Annotated in this window: 17 protein-coding genes; 14 read left to right on the top strand and 3 right to left on the bottom strand. The window is 54.4% G+C overall.

Annotated features, from left to right (window positions below; translation table 11 throughout):
• Positions 1-375 precede the first annotated feature (375 nt).
• Positions 376-2136, bottom strand: a complete 1761-nt coding sequence (ycaO, locus tag QQF33_RS18745) for a 30S ribosomal protein S12 methylthiotransferase accessory factor YcaO (RefSeq protein ID WP_285149143.1) — start codon at positions 2134-2136, stop codon at positions 376-378.
• A 138-nt stretch (positions 2137-2274) separates the two neighbouring features.
• On the opposite strand from ycaO, the gene QQF33_RS18750 reads away from it, so the two are divergent.
• The 7 genes from QQF33_RS18750 (at position 2275) to ihfB (ending at position 9655) form a co-directional block, all read left to right on the top strand.
• Positions 2275-2967, top strand: a complete 693-nt coding sequence (locus tag QQF33_RS18750) for a DUF421 domain-containing protein (RefSeq protein ID WP_285149144.1) — start codon at positions 2275-2277, stop codon at positions 2965-2967.
• A gap of 162 nt (positions 2968-3129) precedes the next feature.
• Entirely contained in the window at positions 3130-4218 is a 1089-nt protein-coding gene (serC, locus tag QQF33_RS18755) for a 3-phosphoserine/phosphohydroxythreonine transaminase (RefSeq protein ID WP_285149145.1), read from the top strand.
• A 71-nt stretch (positions 4219-4289) separates the two neighbouring features.
• Positions 4290-5573, top strand: coding sequence for a 3-phosphoshikimate 1-carboxyvinyltransferase (gene aroA, locus QQF33_RS18760; protein WP_285149146.1), 1284 nt, complete (start codon positions 4290-4292; stop codon positions 5571-5573).
• Positions 5574-5726: 153 nt separating this feature from the next.
• Entirely contained in the window at positions 5727-6494 is a 768-nt protein-coding gene (gene loiP / locus QQF33_RS18765; RefSeq protein WP_285149147.1) for a metalloprotease LoiP, read from the top strand.
• A gap of 169 nt (positions 6495-6663) precedes the next feature.
• Positions 6664-7347 carry a (d)CMP kinase gene (gene cmk, locus QQF33_RS18770; RefSeq protein WP_282492372.1) on the top strand — a complete coding sequence of 228 codons (684 nt, stop codon included), beginning with the start codon at positions 6664-6666 and terminating at the stop codon, positions 7345-7347.
• A gap of 109 nt (positions 7348-7456) precedes the next feature.
• Positions 7457-9130 carry a 30S ribosomal protein S1 gene (gene rpsA, locus QQF33_RS18775; protein WP_100776997.1) on the top strand — a complete coding sequence of 558 codons (1674 nt, stop codon included), beginning with the start codon at positions 7457-7459 and terminating at the stop codon, positions 9128-9130.
• Between the two features lie 237 nt (positions 9131-9367).
• Positions 9368-9655, top strand: a complete 288-nt coding sequence (ihfB, locus tag QQF33_RS18780) for an integration host factor subunit beta (protein WP_012016828.1) — start codon at positions 9368-9370, stop codon at positions 9653-9655.
• A 56-nt stretch (positions 9656-9711) separates the two neighbouring features.
• Here the strand turns inward: ihfB and QQF33_RS18785 are convergent, their stop codons facing one another.
• Complete coding sequence (locus QQF33_RS18785) at positions 9712-9870, bottom strand: hypothetical protein (RefSeq protein ID WP_285149148.1); 159 nt, start codon at positions 9868-9870, stop codon at positions 9712-9714.
• Between QQF33_RS18785 and QQF33_RS18790 the strand changes: the two genes are divergently transcribed.
• The 7 genes from QQF33_RS18790 (at position 9869) to QQF33_RS18820 (ending at position 18173) form a co-directional block, all read left to right on the top strand.
• Positions 9869-12133 carry a ComEC family protein gene (locus QQF33_RS18790; RefSeq protein ID WP_285149149.1) on the top strand — a complete coding sequence of 755 codons (2265 nt, stop codon included), beginning with the start codon at positions 9869-9871 and terminating at the stop codon, positions 12131-12133. The genes QQF33_RS18785 and QQF33_RS18790 overlap by 2 nt on opposite strands.
• A 36-nt stretch (positions 12134-12169) precedes the next feature.
• Entirely contained in the window at positions 12170-13918 is a 1749-nt protein-coding gene (gene msbA, locus QQF33_RS18795) for a lipid A ABC transporter ATP-binding protein/permease MsbA (RefSeq protein ID WP_285158412.1), read from the top strand.
• A complete protein-coding gene (lpxK, locus tag QQF33_RS18800) occupies positions 13915-14892 on the top strand; it encodes a tetraacyldisaccharide 4'-kinase (RefSeq protein ID WP_285158413.1) in 978 nt (325 codons plus the stop codon). The genes msbA and lpxK overlap by 4 nt, the downstream gene beginning before the upstream one ends.
• A 43-nt stretch (positions 14893-14935) precedes the next feature.
• The gene (locus tag QQF33_RS18805; RefSeq protein WP_285158414.1) at positions 14936-16165 is read left to right on the top strand and encodes a winged helix-turn-helix domain-containing protein; all 1230 of its coding nucleotides are present in this window, start codon (positions 14936-14938) and stop codon (positions 16163-16165) included.
• A 45-nt stretch (positions 16166-16210) separates the two neighbouring features.
• Complete coding sequence (gene ycaR, locus QQF33_RS18810; RefSeq protein WP_282492378.1) at positions 16211-16393, top strand: protein YcaR; 183 nt, start codon at positions 16211-16213, stop codon at positions 16391-16393.
• The gene (gene kdsB, locus QQF33_RS18815) at positions 16390-17136 is read left to right on the top strand and encodes a 3-deoxy-manno-octulosonate cytidylyltransferase (protein WP_282492379.1); all 747 of its coding nucleotides are present in this window, start codon (positions 16390-16392) and stop codon (positions 17134-17136) included. The genes ycaR and kdsB overlap by 4 nt, the downstream gene beginning before the upstream one ends.
• 143 nt (positions 17137-17279) lie before the next feature.
• The gene (locus QQF33_RS18820; protein ID WP_100776991.1) at positions 17280-18173 is read left to right on the top strand and encodes a YcbJ family phosphotransferase; all 894 of its coding nucleotides are present in this window, start codon (positions 17280-17282) and stop codon (positions 18171-18173) included.
• On the opposite strand, the gene elyC is transcribed toward QQF33_RS18820, so the two are convergent.
• Positions 18150-18929, bottom strand: coding sequence for an envelope biogenesis factor ElyC (elyC, locus tag QQF33_RS18825; protein ID WP_285149153.1), 780 nt, complete (start codon positions 18927-18929; stop codon positions 18150-18152). The genes QQF33_RS18820 and elyC overlap by 24 nt on opposite strands.
• Between the last annotated feature and the right edge of the window lie 68 nt (positions 18930-18997).

Below are 18997 nucleotides of genomic sequence, written 5' to 3' on the forward strand. Positions count from 1 at the left end.
GATACTAACAAAGCATTATAGAAGAGAAATTGATATAGATCATATCTCGCCTGGCTTATAGGCCCGCAAAGCGCATGGTTTTGCAGCGATTGCGGAGTAAGTTGTTGATTATCCGTATAAAAATAAATTTTAAAAGTTATGAAAAGAGTTGAATAATTTCCTGAAACCTCTCCCAAAGCAGTTAATTAAAATGGAGTAATTACCCTAAAAAGTAACAGCAAAGCCCAGGTAAACATAATTATATTTACCTGTATTTAACTTTATTATTACAATCAATATTCATTGCAAAAGAAATAAAAAAACGGGGCAATGAAATTGCCCCGTAATATAGCCCAGACGCGTGAGTACGCCTACTGCCAGTAGTACTATATGCGCTTATTTTGACCAGTAAGCGGCTTTGGCACGCTGCAGTTTTTCATAAGCTTTCAGCAGCGACTGATGTGCCGGGAAGGCTTTCAGATCTTTATCAACCGCCTGAAGGCCGTAGAACGGCGCTTCACCGCTCAGCGCGGCGCTTGCTGCTTCGACAGCCTCTGCACCGTACATACGCACGAAGGCATTCAGGTATTGCAGCGGCTGACGATCTTCTTCCTGCGAGAGCAACAGCAGCGTTTGCAGGCAGCGGTAATAATTGGCGCGCTCCGGGCTGAATACCGACTGGTTGTATTCGATAGTCCATTCCGTCCAGGCCAGGGCCTGATCCAGATCGCCACCGGCCAGGGCCAGCATCGATTTCAGCTCGCCAACACGCAGGGTGTACCAGCCGTTGTCTTTGCCGGTTGCCAGACCCAGCAGCTCACGTACGCGGGTGAGATCGTCGTGGCCTTCGTCGTCCAGTTGGGCGATCAGGTTCAGATAATCCTCTTTTTCCCACTCACTGCCCGGCAGCGCCAGCAGCGTTTCACGCAGATGGCTGCCCATGCTGTTGTTCGCCAGCCACAGATCTTCCGCCGGATAGATGTCGGACATGCCCGGAACGATAATGCGGCACGCGTAGACGCTCAGGTGCTCGTAATCCGCGATGTACACTTCTTTATCTTCCGCTTTGAAGATGGCCATCAGCGTGGCGAACTCTTCTTCTGTGGTGCCGGAGAAATTCCAGTCCACGAACGGATAGTCCGCGTCCTGCTTGAACATATCCCAGGAGATCAAACCGCTGGAATCGATGAAGTGGGTTTCGAGGTTGGTGTGCTCGCCCACTTCTTCGTCGTCAAACGTTGGCGGGGTAAAGACGTCGAGATCTTTCAGGCTACGGCCCTGCAGCAGCTCGGTGACGGTACGTTCCAGCGCCACGCCGAAGTCCGGATGCGCGCCAAACGAAGCGAAGCAGGTGCCGTTCGCCGGGTTAAACAGAACGACGCAGATCACCGGGTATTTGCCACCCAGAGAGCCGTCATAAGCGAAGATTGGGAAACCTTCTGCTTCCAGTTTGGCGATGGATTCCACCACACCAGGATAGCGCGCCAGCACCTCGTTCGGGATCTCCGGCAGGCTGATGGACTCAGCGATAATGCGGTTTTTAATATGACGCTCAAACACCTCGGACAGACCCTGCACGCGGGCTTCGTTGCGGGTGTTACCGGCGGACATACCGTTGGAGACGTACAGGTTGCCGACGATGTTCATCGGGATGTAGACGGTCTGATCGTCAGACTGGCGGGTGAACGGCAGGGCGCAGATGCCACGCTCGTCGTTGCCAGACTGCAGATCCACCAGCATGCCGGCGGTCAGTTCATTATCAGGATCGTAGAACTTGCGCAGACGCGCGTCGAGGATGCCTTCCGGCAGCTCGTCATCTTCCGTCAGCGGGAACCATTTTTCGTTCGGATAGTGCACGAACGGGCCGTTGGCGATGGTATCGCCCAGCCAGAAATCGGCGAAGAAATAGTTGGTGGACAGGCGCTCAAAATACTCACCCAGGGCAGAAGCGAGAGCCGCTTTTTTGGTGGCGCCTTTACCGTTGGTAAAGCACAGCGCACAGTCGGTGTCGCGAATATGCACAGACCAGACGTGAGGAACCGGGTTGAGCCAGGAGGCTTCTTCGATATTAAAACCCAGGTCGGTCAGTTTTTGCTGGAAGCGAGCGATGGAATCTTCCAGTGCGGCGTCTTTGCCGGGGATAAATGTTTGAGTCATGGCGATCACTTTTATCGTACGTAAAGCGCGCAATGATACGGGTTTTGCGTGACAGGCGCTATCTTCGCGAGGAGAACAGCGAAAATAAAAGAGTCAGCTATGCTTATCAACAGTAACTTACTGTTAAGGCAAATAAAAATGAAAGCGTTCGATCTTCACCGGATGGCGTTCGACAAAGTGCCGCTGGAGTTTTTAGGCGAAGTGGCGTTGCGCAGTCTCTATACCTTTATTCTGGTCTTTCTGTTTCTCAAAATCACCGGACGGCGCGGCGTGCGGCAGATGTCGCTGTTCGAGGTGCTGATCATCCTCACCCTCGGCTCTGCGGCGGGTGACGTGGCCTTTTACGACGACGTGCCGATGATTCCGGTGCTGATTGTGTTTGTCACCCTGGGTTTGCTCTATCGCCTGGTGATGTGGCTGATGTCGAAAAGTGAAAAAATCGAGGATCTGCTGGAAGGGAAACCAGTGGTGATTGTCGAAGAGGGCCAATTGGCCTGGGAGAAAGTTCGCAGCGCGAATATGACGGAATTTGAGTTTTTCATGGAGCTGCGCTTAAACAGCGTGGAACAGCTGGGGCAGGTGCGGCTGGCGATCATGGAAACCAACGGGCAGATCAGTGTCTATTACTACGACGATGCGGACGTCAAGCCAGGCCTCTGTATTTTGCCGGATGAATACGTTGAACGATTTACCACCGTTCCCGAAGCAGGGGAGTATGCCTGTCGACGCTGCAGCCATGTGCTTACGATGCAGCCGGGTGATCACCAACTCTGCCCTCGCTGTGCAAATCCAGTATGGACGAAGGTGAGTCGGGCGAAACGCGTCACCTGACAGCCAATTTGTCGGTTTTGTGACAACGTGCTGGCAGATTGTTTTGTGTGACCGGGGGCACATTTTCCTGGGTCTTGGTTTTAGACATTGCGGCGCGTGTCACTGAATGATAAAACCGATATCCACAGTAATAACTTATGAATTTAAGCGTGGTGAGGGTAAATGGCTCAGGTCTTTAATTTCAGTTCAGGTCCGGCAATGCTACCGGCGGATGTGCTTAAACAAGCTCAGCAGGAGCTTTGCGACTGGCAGGGTCTTGGTACATCGGTGATGGAAATCAGCCACCGTGGAAAAGAGTTTATCCAGGTTGCTGAAGAGGCAGAAAAGGATTTTCGCGATCTGCTGAATATCCCCTCGAACTACAAAGTATTGTTCTGCCACGGCGGCGGGCGCGGTCAGTTTGCGGGTATTCCACTGAACCTGCTGGGTGATAAAACGACAGCGGATTACGTCGATGCCGGTTACTGGGCCGCCAGCGCGGTGAAAGAAGCCAAAAAATACTGCACCCCGAATGTTATCGACGCGAAAATTACCGTCGATGGTCTGCGTGGTGTCACCCCGATGAGTGAATGGCAGCTGTCAGACAATGCGGCGTACCTTCACTACTGCCCGAACGAAACCATCGACGGGATCGCCATTCACGAAGAGCCGAATTTTGGCGACAACGTCATCGTGACCGCTGATTTATCTTCCACCATTCTCTCTGGCCCGCTGGATGTCAGCCGCTACGGCGTGATTTACGCTGGCGCGCAGAAAAACATCGGCCCGGCCGGGCTGACGCTGGTCATTGTTCGTGAAGACCTGTTAGGTAAAGCGCATCAGGCCTGTCCGTCGATTCTCGACTACACCGTCCTGAACGATAACGACTCCATGTTCAACACTCCGCCGACCTTTGCCTGGTATCTTTCTGGCCTGGTCTTTAAATGGCTGAAGAAAAATGGCGGCGTGGCGCAGATGGACAAGATTAATCAGCAGAAAGCGACTCTGCTGTACAGCGTAATTGACGGCAGTGATTTCTACCGCAATGACGTGGCCAAAGCGAACCGTTCCCGCATGAACGTGCCGTTCCAGCTTGCCGACAGCCAACTCGACAAAGTGTTCCTCGAAGAGTCCTTCGCTGCAGGTCTGCACGCGCTGAAAGGCCACCGCGTGGTGGGCGGCATGCGTGCTTCCATCTACAACGCGATGCCGCTCGAAGGTGTTAAAGCGCTGACTGATTTTATGGTCGACTTCGAACGTCGCCACGGTTAATCGCGCGAGTTTTTCACCCCCGAAGCCCGACTTCGGGGTTTTTATTATGTTGATTTGAGAGTTAAGTTTTCATGGAATCCCTGACGTTACAACCGATCGCGCGGGTAGATGGCACCATCAATCTGCCTGGTTCAAAAAGTGTCTCGAACCGCGCCCTGCTGCTGGCTGCTCTGGCAAACGGCACCACCGTCCTCACCAATCTGCTGGACAGTGATGACGTTCGCCACATGCTGAATGCGCTGAAAGCGTTAGGTGTTCACTACACACTGTCAGCCGATCGTACGCGTTGTGAAGTGACAGGCAACGGCGGAGCGCTGCAAACGACCGAAGAACTTGAGCTGTTTCTCGGTAACGCAGGTACGGCGATGCGTCCGCTGGCGGCCGCGCTGTGTCTGGGTAGCAACAATATTGTGCTGACCGGCGAGCCACGCATGAAGGAGCGCCCGATTGGCCATCTGGTGGATGCCCTGCGTCAGGGCGGCGCGCACATTGATTATCTGGAGCAGGAAAATTATCCGCCACTGCGCCTGCGCGGTGGATTTACGGGCGGTGAAGTGGCTGTGGATGGTAGCGTGTCCAGCCAGTTCCTGACGGCGCTGCTGATGACGGCTCCACTGGCCCCGCAGGATACGGTGATTACCATCAAAGGCGAGCTGGTTTCTAAGCCTTACATCGATATCACCCTGCATCTGATGAAGACCTTTGGCGTTGAAGTTGAAAACCAGGCGTATCAGCGCTTTGTGGTGCGCGGTGGGCAGGAGTACCAGTCGCCGGGCAACTACCTGGTGGAAGGCGATGCGTCATCTGCGTCCTATTTCCTCGCGGCGGGCGCGATTAAGGGCGGCACCGTTAAAGTCACCGGTATCGGTCGTAACAGCGTTCAGGGCGATATTCGCTTTGCCGACGTGCTGGAAAAAATGGGTGCCGAAATCACCTGGGGTGATGACTTTATCGCTTGCACGCGCGGTGAGCTGAACGCGATCGATATGGACATGAACCATATCCCTGATGCGGCGATGACTATTGCCACGGCAGCGCTGTTTGCCAACGGCACCACTACGCTGCGCAATATCTACAACTGGCGTGTGAAAGAGACCGATCGCCTGTTCGCGATGGCGACGGAGCTGCGTAAAGTGGGTGCCGAAGTGGAAGAGGGCGAAGACTATATTCGCGTGACACCGCCGGCCAACCTGCAGGTCGCTGAAATTGGTACTTACAACGATCACCGCATGGCGATGTGTTTCTCGCTGGTGGCGTTGTCTGATACACCGGTCACTATTCTTGATCCGAAATGCACCGCGAAAACCTTCCCGGATTATTTCGAGCAGCTGGCGCGCATCAGTACGCTTGCCTGAGTACACATGCCCGATATGAAAAAGCCGACCATGAGTCGGCTTTTTTTTGGTCCCGTTTCAAACTTTTTTAAGGATCCACAGGAGTGCTATCTTCGCGTGAACTTTGTGGGATAACCCATAATTTTTCAATATGTTAATCAACGGAAGATAGATATGAATAATCGTAAACTGCTTTTATCGCTGGCGATTGCTGCCACGCTGCTTTCTGGCTGTAAAAACATGGGCGGCGTCGATGCAAATGGGCTCGCCAGCGCCGGGATGTCCGCCTATCAGGCCGCTACCCTCACGGATGCTGATGCAAAAGCAATCGCCAACGGCGGCTGTAAGGAGCTGGACAGCCAAAATGATATTGCTGGCGCTTCAAGCAAATACACTAAGCGTATCAATAAAATAGCTAAGGCGTTGGGCAATAATATTAACGGCACACCCGTCAACTATAAGGTGTATTTGACCAGCGATATCAATGCCTGGGCGATGGCAAATGGTTGCGTCCGTGTATACAGCAGCCTGATGGATATGATGACAGACAACGAAATTGAAGGTGTGCTGGGTCATGAGCTAGGGCATGTGGCGTTAGGTCATTCCCGTAAAGCGATGCAGACAGCTTATGCCACCGTAGCGGCTCGCGATGCCGTCTCTGCAACCAGCGGGGTGGCGGCTCAGCTTACGCAATCGCAGTTAGGTGATATTGCCGAAGGGGCAATAAACTCTGCGTTTTCGCGTAGTCAGGAATCAGAAGCCGATGATTTCTCTTATGATCTGCTCAAAAAACGCAAAATCAGTACTGCGGGCTTAGCCAGTAGCTTCGACAAACTGGCTGCGCTCGACGGCGCTCATGCCAAATCCCTGTTTGATTCACATCCGCCTTCGGCTGAACGTGCCCAGCATATCCGCGATCGTATTGCGGCAGACAAGAAGTAACGCTTTGACTTACGGGTTGGTTTCACACCAGCCCGTACTTTAATGTCTATTTCTTCTACACTCACCTTCAAACATTCCGTTATTTACACGCAACATTAACGGTTGCTGGCAATGGCGCGTATAATGCGCGGCGTTTATGTAACTGACGCCTCTAATGAAGGAGAGAACGATGACAGCAATTGCCCCGGTAATTACCATTGATGGGCCAAGCGGTGCAGGTAAAGGCACCTTGTGCAAAGCGATGGCGGAAGCATTGCAATGGCATCTTTTAGACTCAGGAGCAATCTATCGCGTTCTGGCGTTAGCGGCACTGCATCATCATGTGGATGTGGCTTCTGAAGAAGCACTAGTCCCGCTGGCAGCACATCTTGACGTCCGCTTCGTCTCGACGAATGGCAATCTTGAGGTCATCCTTGAAGGGGAAGACGTCAGCGGTGAGATCCGTACTCAGGAAGTGGCGAATGCTGCATCACAGGTGGCTGCGTTCCCGCGCGTTCGCGAGGCGCTGCTGCGTCGTCAGCGTGCGTTCCGTGAAGCGCCTGGTCTGATAGCGGACGGTCGTGATATGGGAACCGTGGTATTTCCTGACGCGCCGGTGAAAATTTTCCTTGACGCTTCGTCGGAAGAGCGCGCGCAACGTCGTATGCTTCAGTTGCAGGAAAATGGCTTTAGTGTTAACTTTGAACGCCTTTTATCCGAGATAAAAGAGCGCGATGACCGCGATCGGAATCGTGCTGTAGCGCCACTTGTTCCGGCAGACGATGCTTTAGTGCTCGATTCTACCCGTTTAACTATTGAGCAAGTGATTGAAAAAGCGTTACAATACGCGCGCCAGAAATTGGCACTCGCTTAATCGCGACAGATTTGTAGTACCCCCGCTGCAATGGATTGACGGCGGGTATGTGAAACAACCCCATCCGGCATGGAGCCAGGTGGACGTTATATTAACCTGAAGATTAAACATGACTGAATCTTTTGCTCAACTATTTGAAGAATCCTTAAAAACAATCGAAACCCGTCCGGGTTCCATCGTTCGTGGTGTTGTTGTTGCTATCGACAAAGATATCGTACTGGTTGACGCCGGTCTGAAATCTGAGTCTGCCATTCCGGCAGAGCAGTTCAAAAACGCCCAGGGCGAGCTGGAAATCCAGGTAGGTGACGAAGTTGACGTTGCACTGGATGCAGTAGAAGACGGCTTCGGTGAAACTCTGCTGTCCCGTGAGAAAGCTAAACGTCACGAAGCTTGGATCACGCTGGAAAAAGCTTACGAAGAAGCTGAAACTGTAGTCGGTGTTATCAACGGCAAAGTTAAAGGTGGCTTCACTGTTGAGCTGAACGGTATTCGCGCGTTCCTGCCAGGTTCTCTGGTAGACGTTCGTCCGGTTCGCGACACTCTGCACCTCGAAGGCAAAGAGCTTGAGTTCAAAGTTATCAAGCTTGACCAGAAGCGTAACAACGTTGTTGTTTCCCGTCGTGCCGTTATCGAATCTGAGAACAGCGCAGAGCGCGATCAGCTGCTGGAAAACCTGCAGGAAGGCATGGAAGTTAAAGGTATCGTTAAGAACCTCACTGACTACGGTGCATTCGTTGATCTGGGTGGCGTTGATGGCCTGCTGCACATCACCGACATGGCGTGGAAACGCGTTAAACACCCAAGCGAAATCGTGAACGTTGGCGACGAAATCACTGTTAAAGTGCTGAAGTTCGACCGCGAGCGTACTCGTGTATCTCTGGGCCTGAAACAGCTGGGCGAAGATCCATGGGTCGCTATCGCTAAACGTTACCCAGAAGGTACTAAACTGACTGGTCGCGTTACCAACCTGACCGACTACGGCTGCTTCGTTGAAATCGAAGAAGGCGTTGAAGGCCTGGTGCACGTTTCCGAAATGGACTGGACCAACAAAAACATCCACCCATCCAAAGTTGTTAACGTTGGTGATGTAGTGGAAGTGATGGTTCTGGATATCGACGAAGAACGTCGTCGTATCTCCCTGGGCCTGAAGCAGTGCAAAAACAACCCATGGCAGCAGTTCGCGGAAACCCACAACAAGGGCGACCGTGTTGAAGGTAAAATCAAGTCTATCACTGACTTCGGTATCTTCATCGGCCTGGACGGCGGCATCGACGGCCTGGTTCACCTGTCTGACATCTCCTGGAACGTTGCAGGCGAAGAAGCAGTACGTGAATACAAAAAAGGCGACGAAATCGCTGCAGTTGTTCTGCAGGTTGACGCAGAACGTGAGCGTATCTCTCTGGGCGTTAAACAGCTCGCAGAAGATCCGTTCAATAACTGGGTTGCACTGAACAAGAAAGGCGCAATCGTAAACGGTAAAGTGACTGCAGTTGACGCGAAAGGCGCAACCGTAGAACTGGCTGACGGCGTTGAAGGTTACCTGCGCGCTTCCGAAGCTTCACGTGACCGCGTTGAAGATGCAACTCTGGTTCTGAGCGTTGGCGATGACGTTGAAGCTAAATTCACCGGCGTTGACCGTAAGAACCGTGCAATCAGCCTGTCTGTTCGTGCTAAAGACGAAGCTGATGAGAAAGATGCCATCGCAACTGTTAACAAACAGGAAGATGCAGGTTTCTCCAACAACGCAATGGCTGAAGCTTTCAAAGCAGCTAAAGGCGAGTAATTCAAGAGCTCTAAATCATTTGAGCGGTAACAAGGCAACGAGCCTGATAACCCCAGGAGCCTACTTAAGTAAGTGACTGGGGTGTGCAGGCGAAGTTAACGCAGTGACCGCTCGAAGGATAACGAGCAGACTTGACAGATTGCAGGATTCGTTCTGTAATCAATAACAAAGGGCGGCTACGGCCGCCCTTGTTTAATAAGCTGTTCAGCTAATTGGTTTGAAGGAACCGGAGGAATCATGACCAAGTCAGAATTGATTGAAAGACTTGCCAGTCAACAATCGCACATCCCCGCAAAAGCAGTGGAAGATGCAGTGAAAGAGATGCTAGAGCATATGGCCTCGACTCTTGCACAAGGCGAGCGCATTGAAATCCGCGGTTTCGGTAGTTTCTCTCTGCATTATCGTGCTCCACGAACCGGGCGTAACCCGAAGACTGGCGATAAAGTCGACCTGGAAGGCAAATACGTTCCGCACTTTAAGCCGGGTAAAGAACTGCGCGATCGCGCCAATATTTACGGGAACTGAGTTTAGCCTGCGGGCGAAACTGGGTTATCTAAAGAAAGCACCTTCGGGTGCTTTTTTTATTGGCGACAACCCAAACTGGAAGCCTCTCCGCATTTCATATTTATCATTGCTGCAAATACAAATAATCCCTTCGGCAAAGACTGTAATTTCACTTTTTCCTCCCTGACGCCCTGATATTCCTGATGCACACTGCCCCAAAACAGGGAGGTGTTCATGGGTATTCCTGCAATCAGTGCTTGTCTCATCATGGCGATAATACCGTTGCTGTGGCTGCCTTCGCTGCCCGGTCTGCCAGTCATCTGGGTATGTATTGCCGTTGGCATTCTGCTGGCTGCACAGCGTCTGATCTATCTGCGCTATACCGGCTTATGGCTGCTGTTTTTTGCCTGGGGTGTGTTAGCGGCGCAGGAAGCCATCTGGCCGATGCAGCATCTAACGGATGGCCCACAGCAGGCTGAAGTGGCGATTACCGCCACTGATGGGGCCACCACGCATCAGGGACAGATTGTGCGCCTGAACGGCAAACCCTGGCGCTCAACGACCGGTGTAATGCTATACGGCAATTACTTACCGCAGCCCGCGTGTGCGGGACAGCGGTGGGCAATGACACTGCGCCTTCGCGCCGTTCACGGTGAGCTCAACGACGGCGGATACGACTCGCAGCGAAGCGCGCTAGCTTCACATCAGCCTTTAACCGGGAGGTTCACTCACGCAGAAGTGCTGGAGGCAAACTGCAGTTTGCGGGCACGATATCTCAACTCTCTCACCGCAGAGCTGAAACCTTATCAGTGGGGCACCGTTATTCTCGGGTTGGGGATGGGCGAGCGCCTCGCGGTCGCGCAAGAGGTCAAAAAGCTAATGCGTGAGACCGGCACATTGCACCTGATGGCGATCTCGGGTTTGCATATTGCTCTTGCGGCATCCCTCGTCTGGCTTATCGTGCGTGGACTCCAGTTTTTACTTCCGTGTCAGTGGATAGACTGGCGCACGCCGTTGCTGGCAGGCGTTTGCTTCGCAGCGTTTTATGCATGGCTCACCGGGATGCAACCGCCAGCATTGCGAACGGTCGTCTCGATCGCGGTGCTGGCGGCGCTACGCCTGAGCGGACGGCAGTGGTCGCCGTGGCTGGTCTGGCTGTGCTGTGTGGCGGCTATTCTGTTTATCGATCCGCTGGCCGTGCTTTCGCAAAGTCTGGCCCTGTCGGCGTTCGCCGTCGCCGCGCTGATTTTCTGGTATCAGTGGCTGCCATTCCCTCAGTGGCCGGTTCACCAGTGGATAAAACCGCTACTGGCATTGCTGCACCTGCAACTGGGTATGCTGTTTTTGCTCTTACCGCTCCAGGTCAGTATTTTTCACGGGATGAGCATTTCCTCTCTGGTCGCCAACCTCTTTGCCGTGCCGCTGGTTACCTTTATCTCCGTACCGCTGATTTTGGCCGGAATGCTGCTGCATCTGAGCGGACTCGGTTTGCTGGAAGCAAAGATCTGGTTTCTGGCCGACAAATCGCTGGATCTGCTCTTTCGACTGTTAAAGGCATTACCGGATGGCTGGATCGATATTGATGAGCGCTGGCTGGCGGCGGCCTGTCTTCCCTGGCTTGCCATTATGGTCTGGCGTGTACGTGCCTGGAAATCGGCCCCAGCCGTGTGCATCGCGGGAAGTGTATTGCTGACATTTCCTTTGTGGCGTTCGCATAAAACAGAAGGCTGGACGGTTCATATGCTGGATATCGGACAGGGTCTGGCGATGGTCGTCGAACGTCAGGGGAAGGCGATTTTATACGATACCGGGTTAGCCTGGCCGGGTGGCGACAGTGGGCAGCAGCAGATCATCCCCTGGCTGCGCTGGCATCATCTGACGCCGGAAGGGGTGATTATTAGTCACGAGCACATGGACCATATCGGCGGATTGAACTCGTTGCTTAATGCCTGGCCTACGATGTGGATAAAGAGTCCGCTGGGTTGGGCCGGGCATCAGCCCTGTTTTCGTGGCGAGCACTGGCAGTGGCAGGGCCTGACCTTTACGGTTCACTGGCCGCCGAAGGGGTATCAGGCGCAGGGGAACAACCATTCGTGCGTGGTGAAGATTGACGATGGCGAGCACAGCGTGTTGCTCACCGGGGATATCGAAGCGACAGCCGAGCAGTTGATGTTAAGCCATCGCTGGCAGTGGCTAAGGTCTACACTTATCCAGGTGCCGCATCATGGGAGTAATACCTCGTCTTCACTGCCGCTTGTCCAGCGCGTGGAAGGGAAGGTCGCTTTAGCCTCTGCGGCGCGCTACAACGCATGGCATTTTCCGTCAGTAAAAGTCGTCAGGCGCTATAAAAAGGAGGGCTATTCTTGGTTCGATACACCGCAATCCGGGCAAATCTCAGTCAGTTTTTCGCCACGAGGCTGGCAAATCCATCGCTTACGAGATCAAATTTTACCTCGTTGGTACCATCAGTGGTTTGGCGCGCCCGTAGATAACGGGTAGAATATGCGGCTATTTCAACAAATGCTGGTTTTATGAATGCATAACGACAAAGATCTCTCCACGTGGCAGACCTTCCGCCGACTCTGGCCGATGATTGCACCCTTCAAAACAGGTCTGATCGTGGCGGGTGTCGCGTTAATCCTCAACGCAGCAAGCGATACCTTTATGCTGTCGCTCCTCAAACCGTTACTGGATGACGGTTTTGGTAAAACGGATCGCTCAGTGTTGCTATGGATGCCTCTGGTGGTTATCGGACTGATGATCTTACGTGGCATCACCAGCTATATTTCCAGCTACTGCATTTCCTGGGTATCGGGAAAAGTGGTAATGACCATGCGTCGCCGCCTGTTCAGCCATATGATGGGCATGCCGGTCTCCTTCTTTGACAAGCAGTCCACCGGGACCTTGCTGTCGCGCATCACCTACGATTCTGAGCAAGTCGCGTCGTCCTCTTCCAGCGCCCTGATTACCGTGGTGCGTGAAGGTGCGTCGATCATCGGCCTGTTCATCATGATGTTCTATTACAGCTGGCAGCTGTCGATCATTCTGATTGTGCTGGCACCGATTGTGTCGATCGCTATCCGCGTGGTCTCTAAGCGTTTTCGTAACATCAGCAAAAACATGCAGAACACGATGGGGCAGGTGACCACCAGTGCCGAGCAGATGCTGAAAGGCCATAAAGAAGTATTGATCTTTGGCGGCCAGGACGTCGAAACAAAACGCTTTGATAAAGTCAGCAATAAAATGCGTCTGCAGGGGATGAAAATGGTTTCGGCCTCGTCCATCTCTGACCCAATCATTCAGCTGATTGCCTCTCTGGCGCTGGCATTTGTTCTCTATGCTGCGAGCTTCCCGAGCGTCATGGAAACCTTGACCGCCGGTACCATTACCGTGGTCTTCTCCTCGATGATTGCGCTGATGCGTCCGCTGAAATCCCTGACCAACGTCAACGCCCAGTTCCAGCGCGGTATGGCGGCCTGTCAGACGCTGTTCAGCATTCTGGATACGGAGCAGGAAAAAGACGAAGGCAAACGCGTGATTGATCGCGCCAACGGCAACGTTGAATTCCGTAACGTCACCTTCACCTATCCAGGCCGTGAAACACCCGCCCTGCGCAATATCAGCCTGAACATTCCGGCCGGTAAAACCGTGGCGCTGGTAGGGCGTTCGGGTTCGGGTAAATCGACTATCGCCAGCCTGATGACGCGTTTTTACGACATTGACGAAGGCGAAATCCTGCTCGACGGCCACGATCTGCGGGAATACACCCTGCAGTCGCTACGTAATCAGGTGGCGCTGGTGTCTCAAAACGTTCACCTGTTCAACGATACGGTTGCCAACAACATCGCTTACGCCCGTACGGAAGAGTACAGCCGTGAAGCGATCGAGAATGCGGCGCGTATGGCCTATGCGATGGACTTTATCAATAAGATGGATAATGGTCTGGATACGGTCATTGGCGAGAACGGCGTGCTGCTTTCCGGCGGTCAGCGCCAGCGTATCGCTATTGCCCGTGCGCTGCTGCGCGACAGCCCGATTCTGATTCTGGATGAGGCCACCTCGGCGCTGGATACTGAGTCAGAACGCGCGATTCAGTCGGCGCTGGACGAACTGCAGAAAAACCGTACCTCACTGGTGATTGCGCACCGTCTGTCGACTATTGAGCAGGCGGACGAAATCGTGGTTGTGGAAGACGGTATCATTGTTGAGCGTGGAAGCCATGCGGATCTTATTGAGCACCGCGGTGTTTACGCTCAGCTCCATAAAATGCAGTTTGGCGCATGATTGCACGCATCTGGTCCGGGGAATCTCCTCTCTGGCTGCTGCTGTTGCCGCTCTCCTGGCTGTATGGCCTGGTGAGCGGCATCATTCGTTTGAGCTATCGCCTGGGACTTAAAAAATCCTGGCGAGCGCCGGTACCCGTTGTAGTCGTCGGGAATCTCACCGCCGGAGGCAACGGGAAAACCCCCGTGGTGATCTGGCTGGTCGAACAGCTGACAAAAAGGGGCGTTCGTGTCGGCGTGGTGTCGCGCGGTTACGGCGGAAAAGCCGAGCGCTACCCGCTGCTGCTGACAAATGCCACCACTACGGCACAAGCCGGGGATGAACCCGTACTCATCTTCCAGCGCACCGGCGCACCGGTCGCCGTTTCTCCCAACCGCAGCGAAGCTGTTCAGGCGCTGCTGGCAGAACATCCTCTACGAATCATTATCACCGACGACGGCTTACAGCATTACGCCCTGGCGCGTGACAAAGAGATCGTGGTGATTGATGGCGTGCGCCGTTTCGGCAACGGCTGGTGGTTACCAGCCGGGCCGATGCGCGAACGTGCCTCCCGTCTGCGTTCCGTCGATGCGGTGATCGTGAACGGCGGCGAAGCGCGGTCCGGCGAAATCCCGATGACCTTAAAGCCAGGTCTGGCGGTGAATTTACTCACGGGCGAACATCGAGAAATCACGCAATTGCCTTCTCTGGTTGCCATGGCCGGTATTGGTCATCCTCCGCGCTTTTTTGCCACTTTAGAAAGCAATGGCGCAACGCTTGAAAACAGAATCCCGCTCGCCGACCACCAGGCGCTGAGTCTGGAGAGCGTTGAGCCTCTGGCCGCTCCTCACCAGAATTTGATCATGACCGAAAAAGATGCGGTCAAATGCCGGGCCTTTGCCAAAGCCAACTGGTGGTATCTGCCCGTTGACGCAGAGCTGAGCGGCGACAAACCCGAACACTTGCTCCAGGAACTGATGGCGCTGGTGCGCTAAGTCGAATGCGGTTCTGGTAGCGCGAAGACTGACAGGAAAACGCATGTCTCTACCGCAACTTTCGCTAAGTGCCGCACGCCATTTACACCTCGCCGCACAGGGGCTGTTGAAAAAGCCCCGCCGTCGCCCACAGCCCGCCGATATTCTCTCTGCCATCCAGCGCATGTCGCTGCTGCAAATCGACACCATTAATATCGTCGCCCGCAGCCCCTATCTGGTGCTGTTCAGTCGTCTCGGGAATTATCCCGCGCAGTGGCTGGATGACGCCCTGAGTCAGGGTGATCTCATGGAATACTGGGCGCACGAAGCCTGTTTCCTGCCGCGCAGCGATTTCGGTCTGGTGCGCCATCGCATGCTTGCCCCTGAGAAAATGGGCTGGAAGTACCGGCAAGAGTGGATGCAGGAAAATGCCGATGAGATCGACCAGCTGATCGCCCATATTCAGGACAACGGCCCGGTGCGATCCGCCGATTTTGAACATCCGCGCAAAGGCACCAGCGGCTGGTGGGAGTGGAAACCGCATAAGCGCCATCTGGAAGGGCTGTTTACCTCCGGGAAAGTCATGGTGGTGGAGCGGCGCAATTTCCAGCGCGTCTACGATCTGACTCACCGGGTGATGCCGCACTGGGACGACGAGCGCGATCTGCTGGACCAGTCCACGGCTGAAAATATGATGCTGGAAAACAGCGCCCGCAGCCTGGGAATTTTCCGCGGCCAGTGGCTGGCGGATTACTATCGTCTGCGCCAGCCTGCGCTGAAACCGCTGCTCGAAAGCTGGCAAAACAATCAGCGCGTACTGCGCGTGGAAGTCGAGCGGCTTGGCGAAATGTGGCTCCATGCGGATCTCTTCCCTCTGTTACCTCAGGCTGAGGACGATAAGCTGACCGCGTCGCACAGTGCGGTCTTATCTCCCTTCGACCCCGTCGTCTGGGACCGCAAACGCGCCGAGCAGCTGTTTGATTTCACCTATCGTCTGGAATGCTACACCCCCGCGCCTAAACGGCAGTTTGGTTATTTTGTCCTGCCGCTGCTGCACAAAGGCCGTCTGGTCGGGCGAATGGACGCGAAAATGCATCGCAAAACCGGCGTACTGGAAGTGATTGCGTTGTATCTGGAAGAGGGCGTGAAGGTCAGCGTAACGCTGGAGAAAGGTCTCACTTCCGCGCTCAACGATTTTGCCCTCTGGCAGCAGGCTCGTCAGATCACCCTGGCACGACTGCCGGACGGGTTGTTTGCGGGCTGTCGGAGTGGCTGGGAAATAGACATAGCCTGAAAAAGGAATGTGGTAAGCTTTAGCGATAACCTATACGGAGGAACTATGGATCACCGTTTACTTGAAATCATTGCCTGCCCGGTGTGCAACGGCAAACTGTATTACAGCCAGGATAAGCAAGAGCTGATTTGCAAAATCGACAACCTGGCATTCCCGTTTCGTGACGGCATTCCCGTCCTGCTGGAAACCGAAGCCCGTACGCTGGCGGCAGAAGAGAGCAGACCATGAGTTTTGTTGTCATCATCCCGGCACGTTTTGCCTCAACCCGTTTACCGGGCAAACCGCTGGTCGATATCAACGGTAAACCGATGATTGTTCACGTGCTCGACCGGGCGCGCGAATCCGGTGCCGAGCGCGTCATCGTCGCCACCGATCACGAAGACGTGGCGCGTGCGGTGGAAGCCGCGGGCGGCGAAGTGTGCATGACCCGCGCGGATCACCAGTCCGGTACTGAACGCCTGGCGGAAGTGGTTGAGAAATGCGGTTTCAGCGATGATACGGTGATCGTTAACGTGCAGGGCGATGAGCCGATGATCCCGGCGGTCATCATCCGTCAGGTGGCGGAAAACCTCGCGCAGCGCAAAGTGGGAATGGCAACGCTGGCGGTGCCGATTCATCACGCGGAAGAGGCGTTTAATCCGAACGCCGTAAAAGTGGTGATGGACGCGGAAGGTTACGCGCTCTATTTCTCCCGTGCGACCATCCCCTGGGATCGCGACCGTTTTGCCCAGTCTAAAGAGGCTATCGGCGATACGTTCCTGCGTCATCTGGGCATTTACGGCTACCGCGCTGGCTTTATCCGCCGCTACGTGACCTGGGCGCCAAGTCCGCTGGAGCAGATCGAAATGCTCGAGCAGCTGCGTGTGCTGTGGTACGGCGAAAAGATCCATGTGGCTGTGGCTGAGGAAGTACCGGGAACCGGCGTGGATACCCCGGAAGATCTCGAACGCGTGCGCGCAGAACTGAAATAATCTCCAGCATCCCCTCGTTCGGGGGGATGTTTTACCGCCTCGTTTTATCTCATTTTTCTGGCTTCAAATTGATCTCATAAGGGTGACATCCGTCGGCTACGCGCTCATTATGAAAGCAGTAGTTTTGATGGGGGTAATCTCATATGGAACAATTGCGTGCTGAGCTGAGCCACCTGCTGGGCGAAAAACTCAGTCGGGTGGAGTGCGTGAGCGAGAAGGCGGACACTTCCCTGTGGTCGCTGTATGACAGTAACGGCAATCCCATGCCGTTAATGGCGAGAAGCTTTACCTCCCCGGGTGTCGCCAGGCAGCTGGCGTGGAAAATGTCGATGCTGGCCCGTAGCGGGACAGTGCGCATGCCGACGGTGTACGGCGTCATGACCCACGAAGAACATCCCGGCCCGGATGTGCTGCTGATTGAGCGGCTGCGCGGTGTCCCGGTCGAAGCACCCGCCAGAACGCCGGATCGCTGGGAGCAGCTCAAAGATCAGATCGTCGAAGGGTTGTTGTCATGGCATCGCCAGGACAGCCGCGGGTTGGTCGGTCCGGTGGACAGCACCCAGGAAAATCTCTGGCCGCTCTGGTATCGCCAGCGGGTGGAAGTGCTCTGGGGAACCCTCAATCAGTTCAACAATACTGGCCTGAGCATGCAGGATAAGCGTATTTTATTCCGCACCCGCGAATGCCTGCCGACGATGTTCGAGGGCTTTAACGACAACTGTGTATTAGTTCACGGCAACTTTACCCTGCGCAGCATGCTAAAAGACGCCCGTAGCGATCAGCTTCTGGCGATGGTCGGTCCGGGCATTATGCTGTGGGCACCGCGCGAATATGAACTCTTCCGCTTAGGCGAAAGCGCGCTGGCTGAGAGTTTGATGTGGCACTATCTGCAGCGAGCGCCAGTATCGGAATCCTTCCTCTGGCGTCGCTGGCTGTATCTGCTGTGGGATGAAGTCGCGCAGCTGGTGAATACCGGGCGTTTTAACCGCGCGAACTTTGATATGGCGACGAAATCACTCCTGCCCTGGCTCGCCTGACGAGCCTTTCAGCCACTGCCAGAGTCGCCCGAGGGATTCATACCCGACGCGATCGCTGTGCATCAGCCAGGTCGGGGACGGAATGATGCGCTCCCACGGGTTGAGCGGGGCGTCGATCGCCAGCTGATTCGCCGGGGCCGGGAGCGGGTGCAATCCGGCATGTTCAAAGAAAATCATCGCCCGCGGCAGATGCGAGGCGGAGGTCACCAGCAGGAAAGGCGCATCGCCGATCGCCTGTTTCACGGCAGCGGCTTCTTCTTCCGTATCTTTCGGGCTGTCGAGGGTGATAATCTCCGAGCGCGGCACGCCAAGGGATTCCGCCACGCGCGCCCCGGCTTCTGCGGTGCTGACCGGGTTGGTTTGAGCAGCGGCACCCGTGAAGATCATTTTCGATCCCGGATTGGCCAGCCATAGGCGAATCCCTTCGTTGAGCCGCGGCAAGCTGTTATTGATCAGGTTCGAACTGGGCGCCCATTTCTCGTCCCAGGTATATCCGCCACCCAGCACCACGATGTACTCCACTTTCTGATTTCCCTGCCACGTCGGGTACTTATCTTCGATAGGGCGCAATAGCCCATCCGCCACAGGTTGCAGACTTAACAGTAGCAACGCCAGCCAACCCGTCGTAATGACGATTTTACCGCTTCGCTGAAAACGGGTGAACCAGACTAACAGCAGCCCGAGCGCAATGAACATCAGCAGGAGAGGGAGGGGAAGCATCATCCCTCCAATGTATTTCTTTAGGGTAAAAAGCATCCTTTTTGGTTCCTTTTTTAACCATACAGCAGGTGATTACACGCGATATTACACCAGAGAGGTTCATT

This window comes from Lelliottia wanjuensis, from assembly GCF_030238365.1.
Classification (GTDB): Bacteria; Pseudomonadota; Gammaproteobacteria; order Enterobacterales; family Enterobacteriaceae; genus Enterobacter; species Enterobacter wanjuensis.